Here is an 18,522-nt window from a genome sequence, read left to right on the forward strand (position 1 = left end):
AGTTTGAAAAAAGATGAAGCAAAAACAATGATTCTTGAGATTTTAAGCTATGAAGAAGAAAATTTTAAGCTTGATGAAAAGTATAATGTTATTCTGCCTGATAATTTTCAAGTGATTGCAGATTATGATAAAATAAACTTTAATGGCGAAATACTTTCAAATTATATAGAGGGTTTAGAAGAATACTTAGAGCTGGAAGAAATGGAGCTTTATGATAATCCTGCTGATTTTAAAGGAGGGGACTATTTTGACGGAGATCCTGACGATGATGAAGAAGGGTTAGCAGACATGACTTTAGAAGAATGGGTAGCAGAGCAAACAGGGTATTTAAGGTATTTTATTGATGCTTTAAAGGATTTTAAATGATGCAAAGATTAAAAAAACGTTGGGAAGAAGCTTATGAAGCTATGCCAAAACTCTATGAACTCCCCAACGGATTAATGGTAAATTTCACTTTAAGTGAGGATACCGATACGATTCTTTTTAAAGAACCTTGGGAGAATTTTGAATTAGATGATGAAGATAAAGATGCAGAGTGGAGATTAAGCTTTTTTAGTATAAGTGAAAATAAACCTTTAGGATATTTAGAATACAAGGAAGCTTTAGAAAAATTACAAGACTATGCTTTAATACAATCAGAAGAAAGAATCTTAATTAGAGCTATGAGTTTAAAAGAGCTCAAGGGCTTAGGATTAAAAGTATTGTAAGATAGAGGATAGTCTTTATCAATAATTTTAGATTTAATAAAGGATTTGAGATGATACAGCAGGAGATATTAGATGAAATTGTTATAAATTTTTGCAAAAAGCTAGACAAATTTTCAGCACAATATGGCTTAAAAACAGAAGAATTTATAACTTTTGGTATTTTTGATAATTTACTTTTTACTTTTGAACACTATTTAGAGCAAGAGAAAAATTGCATAAGTCTTGATGTTTCTTTTAGGGTGAAATCCATAGAAAGTGATGAAATTTTATGCCAAGCTATAGGACTTGATAAGCCTGACTTAGATTTTAAAATCTTAAATGAATATGGTGTTAGATCTTTCCCATTTTCTTTTAAAAGTATGGAATTTTCTAATATACATGAATTACATGATTTTGCATTAGATGATATGGCGGAGGATACTTATAATGGTTTTTTAAAATCCTATAAGAAAAGCATAGAAAATCTTTTAAACGCTTTTAAGATTGATACATCTAGTACAGTTCAAGGACTTTATGATTATATCTATAAATATGAAAACAATAAAGATGTATTTTGGAAAGATAAATCCTTAATGCAAATTTTACTTCTTATAGAGTTAAATCAAAAAGAACAAGCGCTTAAGATTTTAAAAAATGACCCAAGAACTAATGAAGAACGTAAGATTTCTATAGAATATGATAATGGGGAAGCAGAAATATTTGATATTTTGATTTATTCTTTGGAGAATAATATTATATGAATATCTCAAGCCAAAAAGATGTACTTAGACTACGATTGCAATATTTTTATATGGCAAGGTCTGATGAGCAGATTTTGAATTATCTTAATGACAAGGAATTAAGGCAAGATTTGCAAAGCTTTATGGAATCCTATGGCGAGGCAAAAGGCGAATAAATCACGGGGATTTTGAGAATCCTCTAAAAGGATAAAGAAAATGAAGTTTAAGAATATAAAACACGGAATCCCCTTTCAAAGAGAGTTTGAGTTAGAGGGTGAAAATATTGACTTGCGCAATGATTTTTACTTGCATAAAATTAAAAACAGCGTAAAAACTTTGGAGTTGTTTTTAAAATCCAATAAAACAAATATAGGCGATGTAAAAATGACTTTTTGGGATTGTGAGTTGTTGCATTTATGTGGGTATTGCGGGGATTTAAGTATCCCATTGTAATCCGCCGAAAATTTCATTATGCTGGAGATAAAATCCCCTCTGCGGTTTTCATCTATCTGGCTCCTTCTCAAATTCCCCTGTTAGATTAAAATTATGCTGCATGGGTCCTCTTCCATGCCCTAGGTTTAGCATAGCTCTAAGAGCACCAGATAGGTAATTCTTTGACCGCTGAATAGATGCGGATAGGTTAAAGCCCTTAGCAAGATTGGATGCGATGGCACTGGACAGAGTACAGCCTGTTCCATGTGTGTTTGGGTTATCAATATAGATTCCATAGAACCATGTCCCAGCACTGTCCGTATAGAGATAATCATTTGCGTCATTAATGTTGTGTCCGCCTTTCAAAAGTACAGCACATCCAAAAGCATTGCTGATTTGTTTGGCGGCACTCTCAATGTCCTTTTGATTCCTGATGCTCATACCTGATAAAATTTCAGCCTCAGGAATATTGGGTGTGGCTAAATCTGCCAGAGTCAGCAGGCAGGTTTTCAGCGTATCCACCGCATCTTCTGAGATAAGCCTATCGCCGCTTGTGCTCACCATCACAGGGTCAATTACTATATTCCTCGCTTTATAAAAACGCAGCCGCTCCGCAATTTTCTTAATCAGGCTGCTGGAGGCTACCATGCCAATCTTCACTGCATTGGGCGGAATGTCTTCAAATACTGCATCTATCTGCGCACCTAAGAATTCGGGGGGGATTTCCATAATTTTCTTCACACCTGTAGTATTCTGAGCCACCAGCGCTGTAATGGCACTCATAGCAAAAACACCGTTCATAGTCATCGTTTTCAAATCAGCCTGAATTCCCGCCCCTCCGCTGGGGTCTGTCCCAGCGATAGATAATACTGTTTTCATAGCTTTGTCTCCTTAATTCGGGTTTTTTTATTGTCTTCTACCAGATGAAGCACAATATTTTTCATCAATGGTATCCTAAATATATTATATATAATCCAGCAGTGGGCTGTCCGTATCAAAAATTATGCCGTAAATCATTATAAGTCCACTATTTTCTCAGACAGCGTCCGCAACTCCCTGCAGGTTTCCTCAATATTTTCCGATGAGAAAATTGCAGATACTAGCGCCACTCCATTCACGCCGCTGCCTGACAGATTGAGTAGATTGTCCCTATTGATGCCTCCAATGGCTACAGTTGGAATTTCAACTGAGCTGCAGATTTGCCTCAGGATTTTGTTGGACATCCTGCTCGCATTAGTCTTTGTGGCGGTGGAAAATACCGCCCCTAATCCCAGATAGTCGGCGCCGTCTTGAACGGCCCGGCAGGCTTCCTCCACTGTATGTACTGAGACTCCCAGTATCATAGACTTACCCACACGGCGACGGACATCTGAAGCATTTATGTCTTCCTGTCCGACATGAATACCGTCTGCTTCGCATGCGATGGCTATCTCTAAGTTGTCATTAACAATAAATGGGATTTCATAAGCTCTGCACAGTGTGCGGATATCTATTGCTTCCTGCAGAAACGCCGCATTGTCTAATGACTTTTCCCGCAACTGTACACAGGTTACTCCGCCCTTTAGAGCCGCTTCCACCTGCTGGTAAAGCGTCTGTTTACCGATCCAGGTCCTGTCGGTGACAGCATAGAGCAGCATATGTTTTTTATCGCACCTCATATTTTGCTCCTTTCTTCAGTTCCGCTGGAGTCAGTAGATACATAGCATCAATGATATAGTTTCTGTAAGATGAATTGCCGTCCATTTCTGACATACGTTTATAGGCTATTTCTCCGCATATTCCCATAGCGCACACAGCGGCGGCGGCGGACTCTAGTATTCTATCAGGGTTGGCGGTGATAAAGGCTGCCGTCAAAGCAGAGAGCTGACATCCTGTGCCTGTAACGGCAGACATTTCGGGACATCCGTTTCGTATACAGTAAGCTTGCTCACTATCCGCTACAATGTCAGTAGCTCCAGTAATGATGATGATAGATTTAGTCTGCATGGAAAAATCTTTGGCGAAAGATACCGCCCAGTCCAGATTTTCCTCCATGATTTGGTCTGATATATCCGCATCCACACCCTTAGTGTTGCCGCAGCCCATATATAGAGTCTTGATTTCCGAAATATTACCTCGTATTACTGAAAATCTGATATCCCTTATCAGCTGGAGGGCGGTATCCGTACGCAGTCTTGATGCCCCTGCTCCTACTGGATCCAGTATCACAGGGTGTCCAAGTTCGTTTGACCGTTTTCCTGCAGAGAACATGGCAGGAATAGTATGCTGGTTCAATGTGCCTATATTGATATTCAGACCGCCGCAGATTGCAGTAATTTCCTCCGCCTCGTCAGCATCATCAGCCATGATTGGTGATCCCCCGCAGGCCAGCAGTATATTGGCGCAGTCGTTGGCTGTAACATAGTTGGTGATGTTGTGTATTAGCGGTCGTTTACGCCTAACATTATCAAACAATTCCATCAGCATAACGGCATCTCCATTATAACTTTATACAAAATATCAGTTCGTTTTTGTATTCCACGCAGTATGAATGACAGTATACTCCTGCAGAAGCGGAGATTAAAAAGCGGATAATATAGATATAAAATTAAATCCTGCCTGATTCCTTTTTTATGAACAGAACAGCATACAAAACAGAATTTTTTGATATAGCTTGATTTCATAATAACAGTCTCCTTATAAATACAATAAAAAAAGGGCACATCTGAATAAGATGCCCCCTGAAAAAGTACAGCTATTGATAACTTCCTCCGGCGGCATTATCCGCATCAGGTTTAAGGGTCGAAGTGATTACTTCCTCTCAGCCTGCAAACATAAGCTCCCCTGTTTATTTGTTACAGTAATTATATCACTTAATTTTCCTATTTGCAAGGGTCTGTTAATAAAAAACAGATAAATCTTAAATTACTTGAAGATGAATGGATAAGCAAAGATCCAATAAAAGAATATCTTGAAAGTTTGGAGTTTTAATGAAAAATAATGATAAAAGATATACCGCCAACCAACTCCATACCAAGATATGATGAAGTATAGAAATTAATAGAGAAAAAAAGATTAATCATTAATATTCTTTATAATATAAATCAGGCTATTTTTTATAGTCTGGTTTTTTTATTTTATTATTAATTTCTATATTATTATTCAAATATATTGACTTATTAATTTTTTTTTATATACTAAAATTCTGTATATAAAAATACAAAAGAGATTCTTAGATAATGAAAAAATATTTATTTATTTTGTTTTTTATGCTATCAGTTTTATTTTCAGAACAGGAATGTAAAGGACCTGACGGAGACAGTAAACCCACTCCTTTCAGAAAAGAAACCGAAATAGTTAAATATAGATATGATTTAGATATATATGGTATATTTTACAGTATTATATTATTTTCGATTATTGCCGCACCTTCATTATATATAATACATAGAAAAAATAATTAGTATACATTATTATTAGTTAAAATTATGATAGAAATAGAGGATTTATTTGATGTAGCCTGTGCTAATATAATTGAAGATGATTGGAAATTATATAAAGTGTTTAAACCTATGAAGGTTTTTAATAAAGAATTAGAAACTTTATTTGATATAGGCGTTCATAAATCTTTGAAGTTAGATGACATTATTAATAATTTGAAAGATCATATTGTATTATTATCCGATTCAAAAGAAATATTAAAGAATGCTTACGGTGATTTTATGTTCATAGATGTTGATGACAATTGGTATAATAATATAGACATATATAAGATTTTAATAAAAGTAAATGAAGACGGAAGTATAGATTCCAAAGTAGAATGCGGAGATGATGAAAATATATTTGATGTTTACTTTAAAAATAATGATATAATTAATATAATGGAATCAAATATAAGATAGTTTTAATTCCATATAATTAAAAGCAGTTTATATAATATAGGAAGAATTACAACAGTTAAAACGCCTGCGACTCCTATTGCAAGACCCGACATAGCGCCTTCAGTTTCTCCAATTTCTATAGCTTTGCTTGTACCTACGGCATGAGATGATGTGCCTATAGCAAGACCTATTGCCAGAGGAGATTTTATTTTAAATATTCTGCATATAAATGGTGCTGTTACAGCTCCTATTAATCCTGATATCATAACTGATAAAACTGTAATGGATTTTATGCCTTTCATATTAGCAGTTATATCAACAGCTATAGCGGTAGTAACGGATTTTGTTAATAGCGAAGGAAATAATTCTTCGGATACTCCTAGTAATTTTGCCGAAATAAATATTCCTGTAATTCCTAAAGAACTTCCTATTGCTATGCTTATAAATATTACAGGCAGATTAGCTTTTAATATCGGAAGATTTCTATATATAGGCAAAGCTAATGCAACTGTTACAGGTCCAACAAAAGCGCTTATAAACTTTCCTCCGCTTTCATTATAAACCGAGTAAGGCACCTGCATAAAATATAGCGAAATGCCTAATAATATTACGCTTGTTGCCAGAGGATTTAAAATAGGAAGCTTAGTTTTTATATATACGGTATATGATATTATATATGCTATTAAAGTTATAACTATTGGTATAATGGGGTTTTGTATAAATAATTCTTTCATTTTTACTTCCTTAATCTTGATATTATTTTTTCCAAAAATTGAGCGGATATGCCTGTTGCAATCATAATAACTATTGTAAAAAATACGCATATAATTATAAAAGGTATTATCTCATCTTTCACATATTTATATTCGTCTATTATAGCTAAAGTTCCGGGTATAAATAACAGAGCCATATTGCTTATAAGGATATCGCTTGCCTTATCTATGTGATTTTCTTTTATTATGCCTGCAGCTAATAATAAAAAAAGAAGTACCATACCTATGACATTTGCGGGTATAGGAAGTTTCAGAGTTTTGCTTAATATATATGACAGCGAATATATTGAAGATATAATTGCAAATTGTTTTATCAGCTTCATTTTTTTATTTCCTTAAATTAAAATAAAATTTTTAATATTATATATATTAATTTATTTTTTTAAATAATAAATAGTTTTTTATATTGTAAAAACTTTAATTTTCATAAATATATAAGCATAACATTTTGTATATTGTTAAAAATACATATTTATTGATGTTTTTTTCTTGACATAAAATTTATTTAGATATACAATAGAATACCTTGTAAATTGCAGGTTATCCTATTCCTTTGGAATATTTTTAAGGAGATAAAAATGGCAGGCGCTAAAGTAAAAACGGAGCAAATACATCTTCAATGCACAGAATGCAAAAGAAAAAATTATATAACAACAAAAAATAAGCAGAATGTTCCTGAAAAGCTGGAATTAAAAAAATACTGCCCTCATGATAAAAAGCATACTATACATAAAGAGTTAAAAGTATCAAGATAAATAATTCTAAATATAGAATTTTTATAAATTTGGGTCAGTAGTTCAATTGGTAGAGCACCGGTCTCCAAAACCGGGTGTTGCAGGTTCGACTCCTGTCTGACCTGATTGTTTTTTGTATAATATAATTAGGGTAGGTTTTATGGCTGATAAAAAGAAAAATAATATATTTGATTCTATAAAAGAAATAAAAAAAGAGCTTTTTGAGAGGAGTGTATGGCCTACTCGTCAAGATGTTGTAAATCAAACAGTTGTTGTTATAATTCTGCTTATTTTAGCATCGGCTTTTTTAGGTGCTGCGGATTATACTGTTACATTTTTAACAAGAGCTTTGCTGGACGGTTCGATCTTGAGCAGTTTAATATCTTCTAAAATAACATTATTTTTGTTGCTTGCTGTTATTGTTCTGTTTGTAATATATTTTGCTATTCGTTATATTAGAAAAAATAGATATAATAGGTGATAAAATATGTCTGATATAAAAGATTATAGATGGTATATAGTTCATACTCAGCATGGATATGAAAACAAGGTCCGTGAGCGCATAGAAAAAAGAGCTAAAGAAAACGGTATGTCCGATTTAATAGTAGATATATATATACCTTCAGAAACGGTAACTTCCACAAAGAATGGTAAGAAAGTATCCAAAGAAGAATTTTTCTATCCCGGTTATGTATTGGTAAAAATGATTATGAATGATGCAACTCAGTCTATGGTTAGAAGAACTCCTGGTGTTGCAGGCTTTATAGGAAGTCATGCAACAACTAAGGAAGAGGGTAATATTATCCCAACTCCGCTAAGCGAATCCGATGTTGCACGTATATTTGAAAACAGAGAAGAAAAATCAAAGACTGGCATAAATGAAATTATAGGAATGGAATTTGATATAGGAGAAAAGGTTCAGGTAATAGACGGACCTTTTAACGGTTTGAACGGCATAATAGAAAATATTAATTCAGATAAGGGTAAAGTAACTGTAAAAATAGAAATATTCGGGAGAAGTACTCCTACAGAGTTGGAATTTAGTAAAGTAAAAAAAATATAATTTAATAAAAAATAAAAATCAAGAGGTAGTAAAATGGCTAAAAGAGTAGTTGGTATAGTGAAGGTTCGTATACCTGGCGGAGAAGCAACTCCTGCTCCTCCATTGGGACCTGCATTAGGTCAGAAGCAGATACAAATAGCCGCTTTCGTTAAAGATTTTAACGCTAAAACTTCTAAAATGAAAGGGCAGATATTAAACACCTATATAACAGTGTATGAAGATAAAACATATACATTTGTTACTAAAGGCACATCTACTTCTGCATTAATTAAGAAGAAATTGGGTATAGAAAAAGGTTCGGGAGAGCCTAATAAAACTAAGGTTGCGGCAATTAATCAGAAGCAGCTTGAGGAAATCGCCCAGGAAAAAATGGATTATATGTCAGCTAATGATATTGAAGCTGCAAAGAAAATAGTTGCGGGTACTGCCCGTGCTATGGGTATTAAAGTAGAATAATAAAATAAGCATACCATTTATTAATATTGATAAATGGGAGTATACGTTTGAAAAAAGGAATAATAATTATGGCTACAAAAGAAAAAAAAATAGGCGGCAAACGTTACGACGCTATAAGGAAGCAAGTAGAGAAATTAAGAATCTATTCGGCTGAAGAGGCTATAGAATTAGCCAAGAAAAATGCTACCTGTAAATTTGATGAGACTATTGAGGTTACAATTAATCTCAATATATTGCCGAAACATTCAATAAGAGATACACTGTCATTCCCAAATGCATTTGGTAAAGAAAAAAGAGTGGTAGTATTCGCTCAAGGTGAGAAAGCTGATGAGGCAAAAGCGGCGGGTGCTGCTGAAGTTGGCTTTGAAGACTTGATAGATAAAATTAAAGGCGGATATACCGATTTTGATATTGCTATTTCAACCCCCGATTTAATGAAGGAAGTCGGAAAATTAGGTCAAATTCTCGGAAGAAAAGGACTTATGCCTAATCCTAAAACAGGAACGGTTACGCTTGATGTATCTCAGGCTGTAAAAAGTTTCAAAGCGGGAAGAATGGAATACAGAGCCGATAAAAACGGTATAGTTAGAATTGGTATAGGAAAAGCTTCAATGGATTTTGATAAGCTGAACGAAAATTTTAAAGCATTTTATGATGAAATTTTGAGAAAAAAGCCGTCAGATTTAAAAGGCGAGTATATTAAAGCCATAGGTGTAACATCTACAATGGGTGTAGGCATTAAAATAGATCATAAAAAAATAAGAATGTAATTAATTTAGTTATAAATCTGTTTTGTTTAAGCGAAGTTGTATTTTGTGATCCCATTATATGAATAGCATTATCAAGACGGTTTAATATAATAGAGGTGGTATTATGCCTAATAAGAAAAACATTGAAACAGTATCATTGCTTAAAGAAAGTATGGGAGCATGTGCCGGTTTAGTATTCTTTGATTACAGAGGAGTAACTGTAGCGCAGCTTACTGATTTAAGACGCAAATTGGCAAAGAATTCTTCTTCAATGAAAATATGTAAAAACTCTTTATTGTATATTGCTTTAAAAGAGCTTGGCAGAGAAGTAAAAGATGAAATGTTTATTAATCCTACAGCCGTAGTATTTGCTAAAGAAGATGTTCCCAGCGCTGCTAAAGTAATCAGCGAAGCGGCTAAAAAAAATGATAAAATAAAAATCAAAGGCGGATATATGGGTGAAGATTTGCTTAATCCTGCAGATGTTCAGGTAGTTGCAGATATTCCGCCTAGAGAAGTTTTACTTTCTCATCTTGTTACGGCTCTTGAGGCTCCTATATCAGGTTTAGCAAACAGTTTGCAAAGCATCATATCGGAGCTTGCTTATGTTCTTGACAGCGTTGAAGAAGAAAAGAAAAAATCGGCTTAATATGCCGTCACTTTTTTAAGAATAAAAAAGAAAATTATTAAACAAATTTTTTAAGGAGATAAAAAATGGCTTTAAGTAAAGAAGAAATATTACAGGCAATAGGAGATATGAAAGTTATAGAGCTTCATGAATTGGTGGAAGCTATAAAAGAAAAATTTAATGTAACTGCCGCTATGCCTGTAGCAGCAGTAGCAGCGGCTCCTGCAGCAGGCAGTGCTGCGGCGGCTGAAGAAGAGAAAAATGAATTTGATATCATTCTTACAGGTTTTGATGCCGCTCAGAAAATAACTCTTATTAAAGAAGTTAGAGCGGTTAGCGGTTTAGGATTAAAAGAAGCTAAAGATGCCGTTGAAAAAGGCGGAGAGACAATCAAATCTGGAGTTTCTAAGGAAGAAGCTGCGGCTATTAAGAAACAATTAGAAGCGGCAGGCGGTAAAGTTGAAGTTAAATAATTATTTTTGTAAATATATCATTAACATTTAATGATGCATATATTTAAGAAGGGTATATTTTTATGCCCTTCTTATTAGTGCATTTAATCAATTCAATAAAAATTAAAAAGCGTAAATGCGGAGATCTTTTAATATGGCCAATAATATTCATATAGATAATAAAGTATATCCTGAAAGAGGAATAGAGTTCGCAAAAAAATACAGAGTTGAAAATGGAAGAGTGAATTTTTCGCGAGCTGTTTCTGTAATAGAACCTCCCGACCTTCTCGCTATACAGAAAGAATCTTATGACAGTTTCCTTCAAAAGGATATACCTGAAAATAAGAGAAAAAATGAAGGATTGCAGGAGGTGCTGACTTCTATATTTCCTATAATAGCTTCCAATGAGAAGATGCAAATAGAGTTTATATCATACTCTATAGGGGAGCCTAAAATATCAGAAAAAGAGGCTAGAAGAAGAGATAAAACTTATGCTTATCCTTTTAAAATAAAAGTACAATTGACTATAAGAGACCCTGAAAGAATTATAGAACAGGAAATTTTTGTAGGGGATATACCTGCTATGACCGATAGAGCTACTTTTATAATTAACGGGGCTGAACGGGTTGTGGTTTCTCAGATTCATAGATCGCCCGGTGTTGTTTTCAACAGAAGCGACAGAGATGCTATGTTTGTGGCTAAAATAATTCCTGATAGGGGTACTTGGCTTGAATTTGAACTTGATACTAAAAAAGACATAATGTATGTAAGAATAGACAGAAAGAAAAAACTTCCTGTTACTGTATTTTTAAGAGCTATCGGTATTACAACTAATGAAGAGATTTTGAAATTATTTTATGAAGTGGATAATATTTCATTGGAAGAACTTTCAGATGATGAGAAAAAAGAAGCATTAATAGGCAGACGTTCATATTCTACAGTATTTGACACTGAAAATCCAGACGAAATAATATTAAATCCGGGAGAACTTATTAATACTAATTTAGCTGAAAGGCTTTTAATGAGCGGAATTAAAGAAATATCCGTATTAAATATGGATATTATAAAAGATAATGTTACTATAATTAATACTTTAGATAAAGATACTACTAAAAATCAAGAAGAGGCATGTACAAAAATTTATAATGTTATAAGACCGGGAGAACCTGCTTTAATAGAAAATGTTGTAAGAGCCTGTAATGATTTGGTGTTTGACCCTAAATCCTATGCTTTGGGAGATGTTGGGCGTTATAAATTGAATAAGAGACTGAATTTTCCTGAAAGCGAGCAGGATAAAGTTTTAAGACATAAGGATATAATTGAGACAATTCGCTTCTTAATAAAAGTGTTTATAAATGAAGAGCAGTTAGATGATATTGATCATTTAGGCAACAGACGAGTGAGAAGCGTGGGAGAATTATTATCCATACAGATAAAAGCGGGATTTACCAGAATGGAGCGTATAGCTAAAGAAAGAATGCAGATGCAGGATATGGAAGCTGTAACTCCTCAGTCTCTTGTAAGCATCAAACTTATACAGGCGGTAATAAAAGAGTTTTTCGGTACAAATCAATTGTCTCAGTTTATGGATCAGAATAATCCTTTATCAGAGATTACTCATAAAAGAAGATTGAATGCTTTGGGCAAGGGCGGTCTTACCAGAGACAGAGCGGGATTTGAAGTAAGAGATGTACATCATACTCATTACGGAAAAATATGTCCTATTGAAACCCCAGAAGGACCTAATATCGGACTTATAGTTTCGCTTGCAACTTATGCAAAAATAAATAAGCATGGATTTTTGGAAACTCCTTACAGAAAGGTAATTGACGGAAAAGTAACCGATAATATAGAATATTTAACGGCACATGATGAAGAAAAATATCATATAGCAGATGCAAATGCTCCTTTAAATGAAGACGGTACTTTTAAGGATAATCTTATATCCACAAGATACAGAAGCGAATTCCCTTATTCTTCGCCTGATCAAGTACAGTATATGGACGTTTCGCCTCAGCAGATAGTTTCGCTTTCAAGTTCATTAATACCGTTTTTAGAGCATGATGATGCCAACAGAGCATTAATGGGTTCAAACATGCAGCGTCAAAGTGTTCCTCTTTTATATCCTGAAGCTCCTATAGTCGGTACTGGTGTTGAGGCTAAAATTTGCCAGCCGGGTACTGGAATAGCAGTACATGCAAAAAGATCAGGTAAAGTTATAAAAGTGGTTCATGATGAAATAGTAATAAAACCTTCTAAGCAGAACAGCAGCGATGATTTTGATGTTTATGAGTTGGTTAAATATCAAAGAACTAATCAGGATACTAATTATCATCAGAGACCTGTGGTAAATGTAGGAGATATTGTAAAAGCGGGAGGTCTTTTAGCGGACGGACCTGCAACAGATCATGGAGAATTAGCTTTAGGAAGAAATGTTCTTGCTGCATTTATGATTTTTGAAGGTTATAACTTTGAAGATGCCATACTTTTAAGCAGAAGATTAGTTCAGGAAGATGTTTTTACCTCTATTCATATAGAAGAGTTTTCAGTTGAAGCCAGAGAAACAAAATTAGATAAAGAGAATATAACCAGAGATATACCTAATGTATCTGATGCCGCTTTCAAAAATCTAGATGAAAGAGGTATTGTGAGAATAGGCGCTAAAGTAAAAGCGGGGGATATATTAGTAGGAAAAGTAACTCCGAAAGGAGAAACTGAAATAACTCCAGAATACAGACTTCTTCATTCAATATTTGGTGAAAAGGCAAGAGATGTAAAAGATACTTCTTTAAGGGTACCTCATGGCAAAGATGGTACTGTCATAGATGTAAGAGTATACAGCAGGGAAAACGGAGATGAATTAAAGCCCGGAGTAGAGGAAGTCGTAAAAGTATTTTTAGCTAAAAAGCGTATAATACAGGAAGGCGATAAAATGGCAGGGCGTCATGGTAATAAAGGAGTTGTCGCAAGAATTATGCCTATAGAGGATATGCCGTTTTTAGAAGATGGTACTCCAGTTGATATATGTCTCAATCCTTTAGGCGTACCTTCTCGTATGAATATCGGACAGGTAATTGAGATGCTTTTAGGCTGGTCTGGTCATAAAATGGGTATAAAATATGCCTGCCCTATATTTGAAGGTCCTAAAGAAGATGCTTTAAGAGATGCTTTCATTGCAAGCGGAATGAATCCTAATGGTAAGGTTAAGCTTTATGACGGAAGAACGGGAGAGCCTTTCAAAAATGAAGTTGCGGTAGGATATATGTATATGCTTAAGCTTAATCACCTAGTTGAAGATAAAGTACATGCAAGAAGTACAGGTCCTTACTCTCTTGTTACTCAGCAGCCTTTGGGAGGCAAATCTCAGTTCGGAGGTCAGCGTTTAGGGGAGATGGAAGTTTGGGCATTAGAGGCTTACGGAGCTGCAAATATGCTTCAGGAGTTTCTAACCGTTAAATCAGACGATATGACAGGACGTGCTAGAATATACGAATCTATTGTTAAAGGAGATGTTATATCATCGCCGGGCATACCAGAGAGTTTTAATGTACTTGTGCAGGAACTGAGAGGTTTAGGACTTAATATTACTATTCATGATGAAGAAGGCAATCAGCTTCCTTCCACTGAAAAAGAACTCAGACAAAAAACTAAGAAACAAACTAAGATTTTTAAATAATTAGGAGAAGTTTAAGTATATGCAATTTTCAAACTTTGACCAAATAAAAATTAGTATAGCAAGCCCTCAGGTTATGAGAGAATGGAGCTACGGAGAAGTTAAAAAACCTGAAACTATTAATTACAGAACTTTAAGACCTGAAAGAGACGGACTTTTTTGCGAAAAAATATTTGGAACTACTAAAGAATATGAATGCTACTGCGGTAAGTTTAAGAGTATCCGTTATAAAGGTGTGGTTTGCGATAAATGCGGTGTTGAAGTTACTCATTTTAAGGTAAGACGCGAGAGAATGGGGCATATAGAATTGGCTGCTCCCGTTGCTCATATTTGGTACTACAGAAATACTCCTTCAAGAATAGGGCTTCTTCTTAATATGAATATTTCTCATTTAAGAAGCGTACTTTATTTTGAAAGATATGTTGTTATTGATGCAGGCGACAGCGCCTATTCCAAAGGTGATCTTTTAACTGAAGATGAATATAATGAAGCTTTAGACAGATACAGCGATAATATAAGAATAGGAATCGGAGCCGAAGGCATAAGAGATATGCTTAAAGATCTTGATATGGACGAAGAAATCAGAAAACTCAGAGAAGAGATGATAAAAAAAGGAGAGAAAAGCGACAGACGCTTAAGAAAGCGTCTTGAAATATTTGAAGATTTTAAAGCAAGCGGAAATGATCCTACTTGGATGATACTTGATGTAGTGCCTGTAATTCCTCCTGATTTAAGACCTATGGTTCAGCTTGACGGCGGACGCTTTGCTACTTCTGATTTGAATGATTTATATAGAAGGGTTATTAATAGAAATATCCGTTTAAGAAGATTATTAGTTTTAAGAGCGCCTGATATTATTATAAGAAATGAAAAGAGAATGCTTCAGGAAGCTGTTGATGCTTTATTTGATAACAGCAGAAGAAAGAAAGTAGTCAAAGGACCCGGAAACAGACCTTTAAAATCTCTTTCAGATATGCTTAAAGGCAAGCAGGGACGCTTCAGACAAAATCTTCTGGGTAAAAGAGTTGACTATTCCGGACGTTCGGTTATTGTTGCAGGTCCTAGACTTAAAATGCATCAATGCGGACTTCCTAAAAAAATGGCTGTGGAATTATTTAAGCCTTTTATAATGAAAAAATTAGTTGAAATTAATTCAGCCCATAATATAAAATCTGCAAAAAGATTTGTAGAAGAGGGCAGAGAAGAAGTTTGGGGAGTATTGGAAGAGATAGCTAAAGAACATCCTGTGCTTTTAAACAGAGCTCCTACGCTTCATAGATTGGGCATACAGGCATTTGAGCCTGTGCTTGTTGAAGGAAAAGCTATACAGCTTCACCCTTTAGTATGTCATGCTTATAATGCCGACTTTGACGGCGATCAGATGGCGGTTCATACTCCGCTTTCTGCAGAGGCTCAGATAGAGGCTTGGACTTTGATGCTTGCTCCTCATAATATATTGAATCCTGCAAACGGAGAACCTATTGTTAATCCCACTCAGGATATAGTTCTCGGAATTAATTATTTAACTAAGCTTAGAGTTGGAATCAAAGGAGAGGGGAAAATATTCTCCTCAGCTAAAGATGCTTTGCTTGCTTATGATAATGATTTAGTAGAGCTGGAATCCAGAATTAAAGTTTTAATGAAAAATAAGGACGGAGAAGAAGAGTTTATTGAAACTTCTGTTGGAAGATTAAAGTTTAATGAAGTTATTCCTGAAGATTTCAGATATCAAAATAGAGATTTTAACAGCAAAGACTTAGCTAAATTTATTCATGAAGTATATTTAAAACATGGAACGGCTGTAACTGTTAATATGCTTGATGATATTAAAGAACTTGGTTACAAAAGCGCCACAGTATTCGGTTCTACTATTTCTATAGCCGACATACTTATACCTCCTATGAAAAAGTATGAGATAGAAGATGCTACTAAACAGGTTGAGTTCATTGAGAATCAGTATATGAATGGTATTATTACCACAGATGAGAAAAAACAGAAGGTTATGGATATTTGGACTACGGTTGAAGGTAAGATAACCGAAGCTATGATGGATAATCTTAGACAGGATCAGGACGGATTTAATCCTGTATATATAATGGCTGATTCCGGAGCCAGAGGATCTAAGCAGCAGATAAGACAGCTTGCAAGTATGCGGGGTCTTATGGCTAAGCCTTCGGGAGAAATTATAGAACTTCCTATTATTTCAAACTTTAAAGAGGGTCTTACAGTACAGGAATATTTTATTTCCACACATGGCGCTAGAAAAGGTCTTGCCGATACTGCATTAAAAACTTCAAGTGCTGGTTATCTTACCAGAAAATTAGTTGATGTTGCAATAGGTGTTGTTGTTTCCGAACATGACTGCGGAACTGTTAAAAGCATAGGAATAGAAGCTATAAAAAATGGAGATGAGATTAAAAAGTCTCTTAAAGACAGAGTTGTCGGATTCTTTACAGGAGAGCATATTTATCATCCTATTACTAAAGAACTTATATGTTCTGCAAATACTGAAATTACGGAAGAAATCGGGGATATTATAGAAAAAGCGGGAATAGAAAAAATTAATATAAGACATCCTCTTACTTGTGAAAGCAGAATGGGGGTTTGTCAGAAATGCTACGGAAGAAGCTTATCTACTAATAATCTTGCTTCCATAGGCGAGGCAGTAGGAGTAGTTGCGGCTCAGAGTATAGGACAGCCCGGTACCCAGCTTACAATGAGAACTTTCCATATAGGCGGTGTTGCCACTCAGATGGTTGAAGAAAATGAAGTTAAAGTTAATTATCCTATATATATAGAACAATTCTCTAATTATGTGGTTCAGCCGAACGGCATAAAAATTACAGCCAGAAAAGGAGATTTAGTTATAAGAAGAGTTTTAGATAAATGGGAAAAATCTTCTTTGAAAGATATTTTAGCTGAAAATAATTCTAAAGTGCTTATTGGAGATGTTGTAGCTAATCTTAAAGACGGAACCGAAATAAAAGCTACTCATAACGGTACTTTAAAAGTTACCGATGATGATAAATATTTAATGATTACGGGATCTAAGCATAATATTGTTATTAAAGTAGGAAGCGAATATAAAGTTGATGAGCATGTATTTATAGAGGCAAATACTGTTATTGCCAGCTTTGACAGTTATAATGAACCTATTATCTCTGAAAAATCAGGTATTGTAAGATATCAGGATATTGAACTTGGAAGTACTATGGTTGAAGAGATAGATGAACAGATAGGCAATAAAACTTATATAATCAGAGAAGTAAAAAATGAAAATAAACAGCCTAAAATATTAATTACAGGAGAAGGCGATCCTTTTGAAACCGATATACCTAACGGCGCTCAGCTTATGGTTGAAAATAATGCGAAAGTTGAAATAGGAGAGGTTATCGCTAAAACTACACGAATACAGCAAAAAAGCAGGGATATTACAGGAGGTCTTCCTAGAGTACAGGAATTGCTTGAAGCTCAAAAACCTAAAGATACCGCTATTATTGCGGGTATTGACGGAGAAGTTGAAATTGGCGGTTCTCATAAGGGTAAAAAAGTGGTTAAAATCAGAAATGAATTTGACGAAACTAAACATTTAGTGCCTCATGGAAAAATGCTTCTTGTAAGAAACGGCGATCATGTAAAAACAGGCACTCAATTATGCGCAGGTAAGATAAATCCTCATGATATATTAGAAACTCAGGGAGATTTGGCTTTGCAGACTTATTTGCTTGAAGAAATTCAGACTGTATATAATCAGCAGGGTGTTGGTATTAATGATAAGCACTTTGCTCTTATAATAAGACAGATGCTGAGGAGACTTGAAATAACAGATCCGGGAGATACTAAATATATTGTAGGGCAGTATGTGGATAAATACGAGTTTGAAGAAGAAAATAAAAGATATGAAGAGGCGGGAGGATCTCCTGCAAGCGGAAAACCTGTACTTTTAGGATTAACTAAAGCTGCTCTTAATACTGAAAGCTTTATATCTTCAGCTTCTTTCCAAGAAACAACTAAAGTTTTAACTAATGCAGCCATTAAAGGCAAGGTTGATAAACTTCTCGGATTAAAAGAAAATGTTATTATAGGTCATTTAATACCTGCAGGTACCGGCGTCAAGCTTTATAATAAGCTTCATGTTTATAATAAAGAAATCGGAGATTTAGATCAGAAAGAAAATACAGATAATATTTCTAAAGAAGAAGAGATACAGCAAATTACCGTATAAAAAGTTTGAAGGGATTTATAAATATATAAGTCCCTTTTATTTTTATATAAT

General features: G+C 34.5%; 21 protein-coding genes, 1 tRNA gene and 1 riboswitch. Of the genes, 17 read left to right on the forward strand and 5 right to left on the reverse strand.

The annotated features are described in order from the left end of the window. Nucleotides 1-27: 27 nt before the first annotated feature. Genes QZ306_RS06615 through QZ306_RS06635 form a run of 5 tightly spaced genes read left to right on the forward strand, consistent with a single transcriptional unit; the run spans nt 28 to nt 1,879 of the window. Nucleotides 28-366 (forward strand): hypothetical protein, encoded by a 339-nt coding sequence (locus QZ306_RS06615; RefSeq protein ID WP_295162347.1) that lies wholly within the window; start codon nt 28-30, stop codon nt 364-366. Then, nucleotides 363-707 (forward strand): hypothetical protein, encoded by a 345-nt coding sequence (locus QZ306_RS06620; protein WP_295162348.1) that lies wholly within the window; start codon nt 363-365, stop codon nt 705-707. Before QZ306_RS06615 ends, QZ306_RS06620 begins: the two co-directional genes overlap by 4 nt. 50 nt (nt 708-757) lie before the next feature. Next, nucleotides 758-1,447, forward strand: coding sequence for a hypothetical protein (locus tag QZ306_RS06625; protein ID WP_295162350.1), 690 nt, complete (start codon nt 758-760; stop codon nt 1,445-1,447). After that, complete coding sequence (locus QZ306_RS06630; protein ID WP_295162351.1) at nt 1,444-1,602, forward strand: hypothetical protein; 159 nt, start codon at nt 1,444-1,446, stop codon at nt 1,600-1,602. Before QZ306_RS06625 ends, QZ306_RS06630 begins: the two co-directional genes overlap by 4 nt. Nucleotides 1,603-1,642: 40 nt before the next feature. After that, a complete protein-coding gene (locus QZ306_RS06635) occupies nt 1,643-1,879 on the forward strand; it encodes a hypothetical protein (protein WP_295162353.1) in 237 nt (78 codons plus the stop codon). A 48-nt stretch (nt 1,880-1,927) separates the two neighbouring features. On the opposite strand, the gene thiD is transcribed toward QZ306_RS06635, so the two are convergent. The 3 genes from thiD to thiM all read right to left on the reverse strand — a co-directional run bounded on the left by thiD (nt 1,928) and on the right by thiM (nt 4,324). After that, a complete protein-coding gene (gene thiD / locus QZ306_RS06640; protein WP_295162354.1) occupies nt 1,928-2,737 on the reverse strand; it encodes a bifunctional hydroxymethylpyrimidine kinase/phosphomethylpyrimidine kinase in 810 nt (269 codons plus the stop codon). 137 nt (nt 2,738-2,874) lie between these two features. Beyond that, entirely contained in the window at nt 2,875-3,516 is a 642-nt protein-coding gene (thiE, locus tag QZ306_RS06645; RefSeq protein WP_295162356.1) for a thiamine phosphate synthase, read from the reverse strand. Further along, a complete protein-coding gene (gene thiM, locus QZ306_RS06650; protein ID WP_295162358.1) occupies nt 3,503-4,324 on the reverse strand; it encodes a hydroxyethylthiazole kinase in 822 nt (273 codons plus the stop codon). Before thiM ends, thiE begins: the two co-directional genes overlap by 14 nt. Nucleotides 4,325-4,586: 262 nt before the next feature. Then, a riboswitch (TPP riboswitch) is annotated at nt 4,587-4,693 on the reverse strand. A gap of 383 nt (nt 4,694-5,076) precedes the next feature. Between thiM and QZ306_RS06655 the strand changes: the two genes are divergently transcribed. After that, entirely contained in the window at nt 5,077-5,301 is a 225-nt protein-coding gene (locus tag QZ306_RS06655; protein WP_295162360.1) for a hypothetical protein, read from the forward strand. 24 nt (nt 5,302-5,325) lie between these two features. Beyond that, complete coding sequence (locus tag QZ306_RS06660) at nt 5,326-5,739, forward strand: hypothetical protein (protein ID WP_295162362.1); 414 nt, start codon at nt 5,326-5,328, stop codon at nt 5,737-5,739. A 2-nt stretch (nt 5,740-5,741) separates the two neighbouring features. Here the strand turns inward: QZ306_RS06660 and QZ306_RS06665 are convergent, their stop codons facing one another. Both QZ306_RS06665 and QZ306_RS06670 read right to left on the reverse strand, forming a co-directional pair. Next, nucleotides 5,742-6,452 carry an LrgB family protein gene (locus tag QZ306_RS06665; protein WP_295162363.1) on the reverse strand — a complete coding sequence of 237 codons (711 nt, stop codon included), beginning with the start codon at nt 6,450-6,452 and terminating at the stop codon, nt 5,742-5,744. A 2-nt stretch (nt 6,453-6,454) separates the two neighbouring features. Then, a complete protein-coding gene (locus tag QZ306_RS06670) occupies nt 6,455-6,814 on the reverse strand; it encodes a CidA/LrgA family protein (protein ID WP_295162365.1) in 360 nt (119 codons plus the stop codon). 255 nt (nt 6,815-7,069) lie between these two features. Between QZ306_RS06670 and rpmG the strand changes: the two genes are divergently transcribed. The 10 genes from rpmG (at nt 7,070) to rpoC (ending at nt 18,471) form a co-directional block, all read left to right on the forward strand. After that, the gene (rpmG, locus tag QZ306_RS06675; protein ID WP_008723772.1) at nt 7,070-7,246 is read left to right on the forward strand and encodes a 50S ribosomal protein L33; all 177 of its coding nucleotides are present in this window, start codon (nt 7,070-7,072) and stop codon (nt 7,244-7,246) included. 31 nt (nt 7,247-7,277) lie between these two features. Further along, nucleotides 7,278-7,350 (forward strand) — tRNA-Trp (locus tag QZ306_RS06680). Nucleotides 7,351-7,385: 35 nt separating this feature from the next. Further along, entirely contained in the window at nt 7,386-7,706 is a 321-nt protein-coding gene (gene secE, locus QZ306_RS06685; RefSeq protein WP_295162367.1) for a preprotein translocase subunit SecE, read from the forward strand. A 6-nt stretch (nt 7,707-7,712) separates the two neighbouring features. Then, nucleotides 7,713-8,288 carry a transcription termination/antitermination protein NusG gene (gene nusG / locus QZ306_RS06690; RefSeq protein ID WP_295162369.1) on the forward strand — a complete coding sequence of 192 codons (576 nt, stop codon included), beginning with the start codon at nt 7,713-7,715 and terminating at the stop codon, nt 8,286-8,288. 33 nt (nt 8,289-8,321) lie between these two features. Further along, on the forward strand, nt 8,322-8,744 hold the full coding sequence (gene rplK / locus QZ306_RS06695; protein ID WP_295162370.1) for a 50S ribosomal protein L11: 423 nt from the start codon (nt 8,322-8,324) through the stop codon (nt 8,742-8,744). 68 nt (nt 8,745-8,812) lie between these two features. After that, the gene (gene rplA, locus QZ306_RS06700; RefSeq protein ID WP_295162514.1) at nt 8,813-9,514 is read left to right on the forward strand and encodes a 50S ribosomal protein L1; all 702 of its coding nucleotides are present in this window, start codon (nt 8,813-8,815) and stop codon (nt 9,512-9,514) included. 103 nt (nt 9,515-9,617) lie between these two features. Beyond that, entirely contained in the window at nt 9,618-10,142 is a 525-nt protein-coding gene (gene rplJ / locus QZ306_RS06705; RefSeq protein ID WP_295162372.1) for a 50S ribosomal protein L10, read from the forward strand. Nucleotides 10,143-10,207: 65 nt separating this feature from the next. Beyond that, the gene (rplL, locus tag QZ306_RS06710) at nt 10,208-10,594 is read left to right on the forward strand and encodes a 50S ribosomal protein L7/L12 (RefSeq protein WP_295162374.1); all 387 of its coding nucleotides are present in this window, start codon (nt 10,208-10,210) and stop codon (nt 10,592-10,594) included. A gap of 133 nt (nt 10,595-10,727) precedes the next feature. Continuing rightward, the gene (gene rpoB / locus QZ306_RS06715; RefSeq protein ID WP_295162376.1) at nt 10,728-14,249 is read left to right on the forward strand and encodes a DNA-directed RNA polymerase subunit beta; all 3,522 of its coding nucleotides are present in this window, start codon (nt 10,728-10,730) and stop codon (nt 14,247-14,249) included. A gap of 19 nt (nt 14,250-14,268) precedes the next feature. Next, on the forward strand, nt 14,269-18,471 hold the full coding sequence (gene rpoC, locus QZ306_RS06720; RefSeq protein ID WP_295162378.1) for a DNA-directed RNA polymerase subunit beta': 4,203 nt from the start codon (nt 14,269-14,271) through the stop codon (nt 18,469-18,471). Nucleotides 18,472-18,522 lie beyond the last annotated feature (51 nt).

This window comes from uncultured Brachyspira sp., assembly GCF_910588665.1.
In the GTDB taxonomy this organism is placed as follows: Bacteria; Spirochaetota; Brachyspiria; order Brachyspirales; family Brachyspiraceae; genus Brachyspira.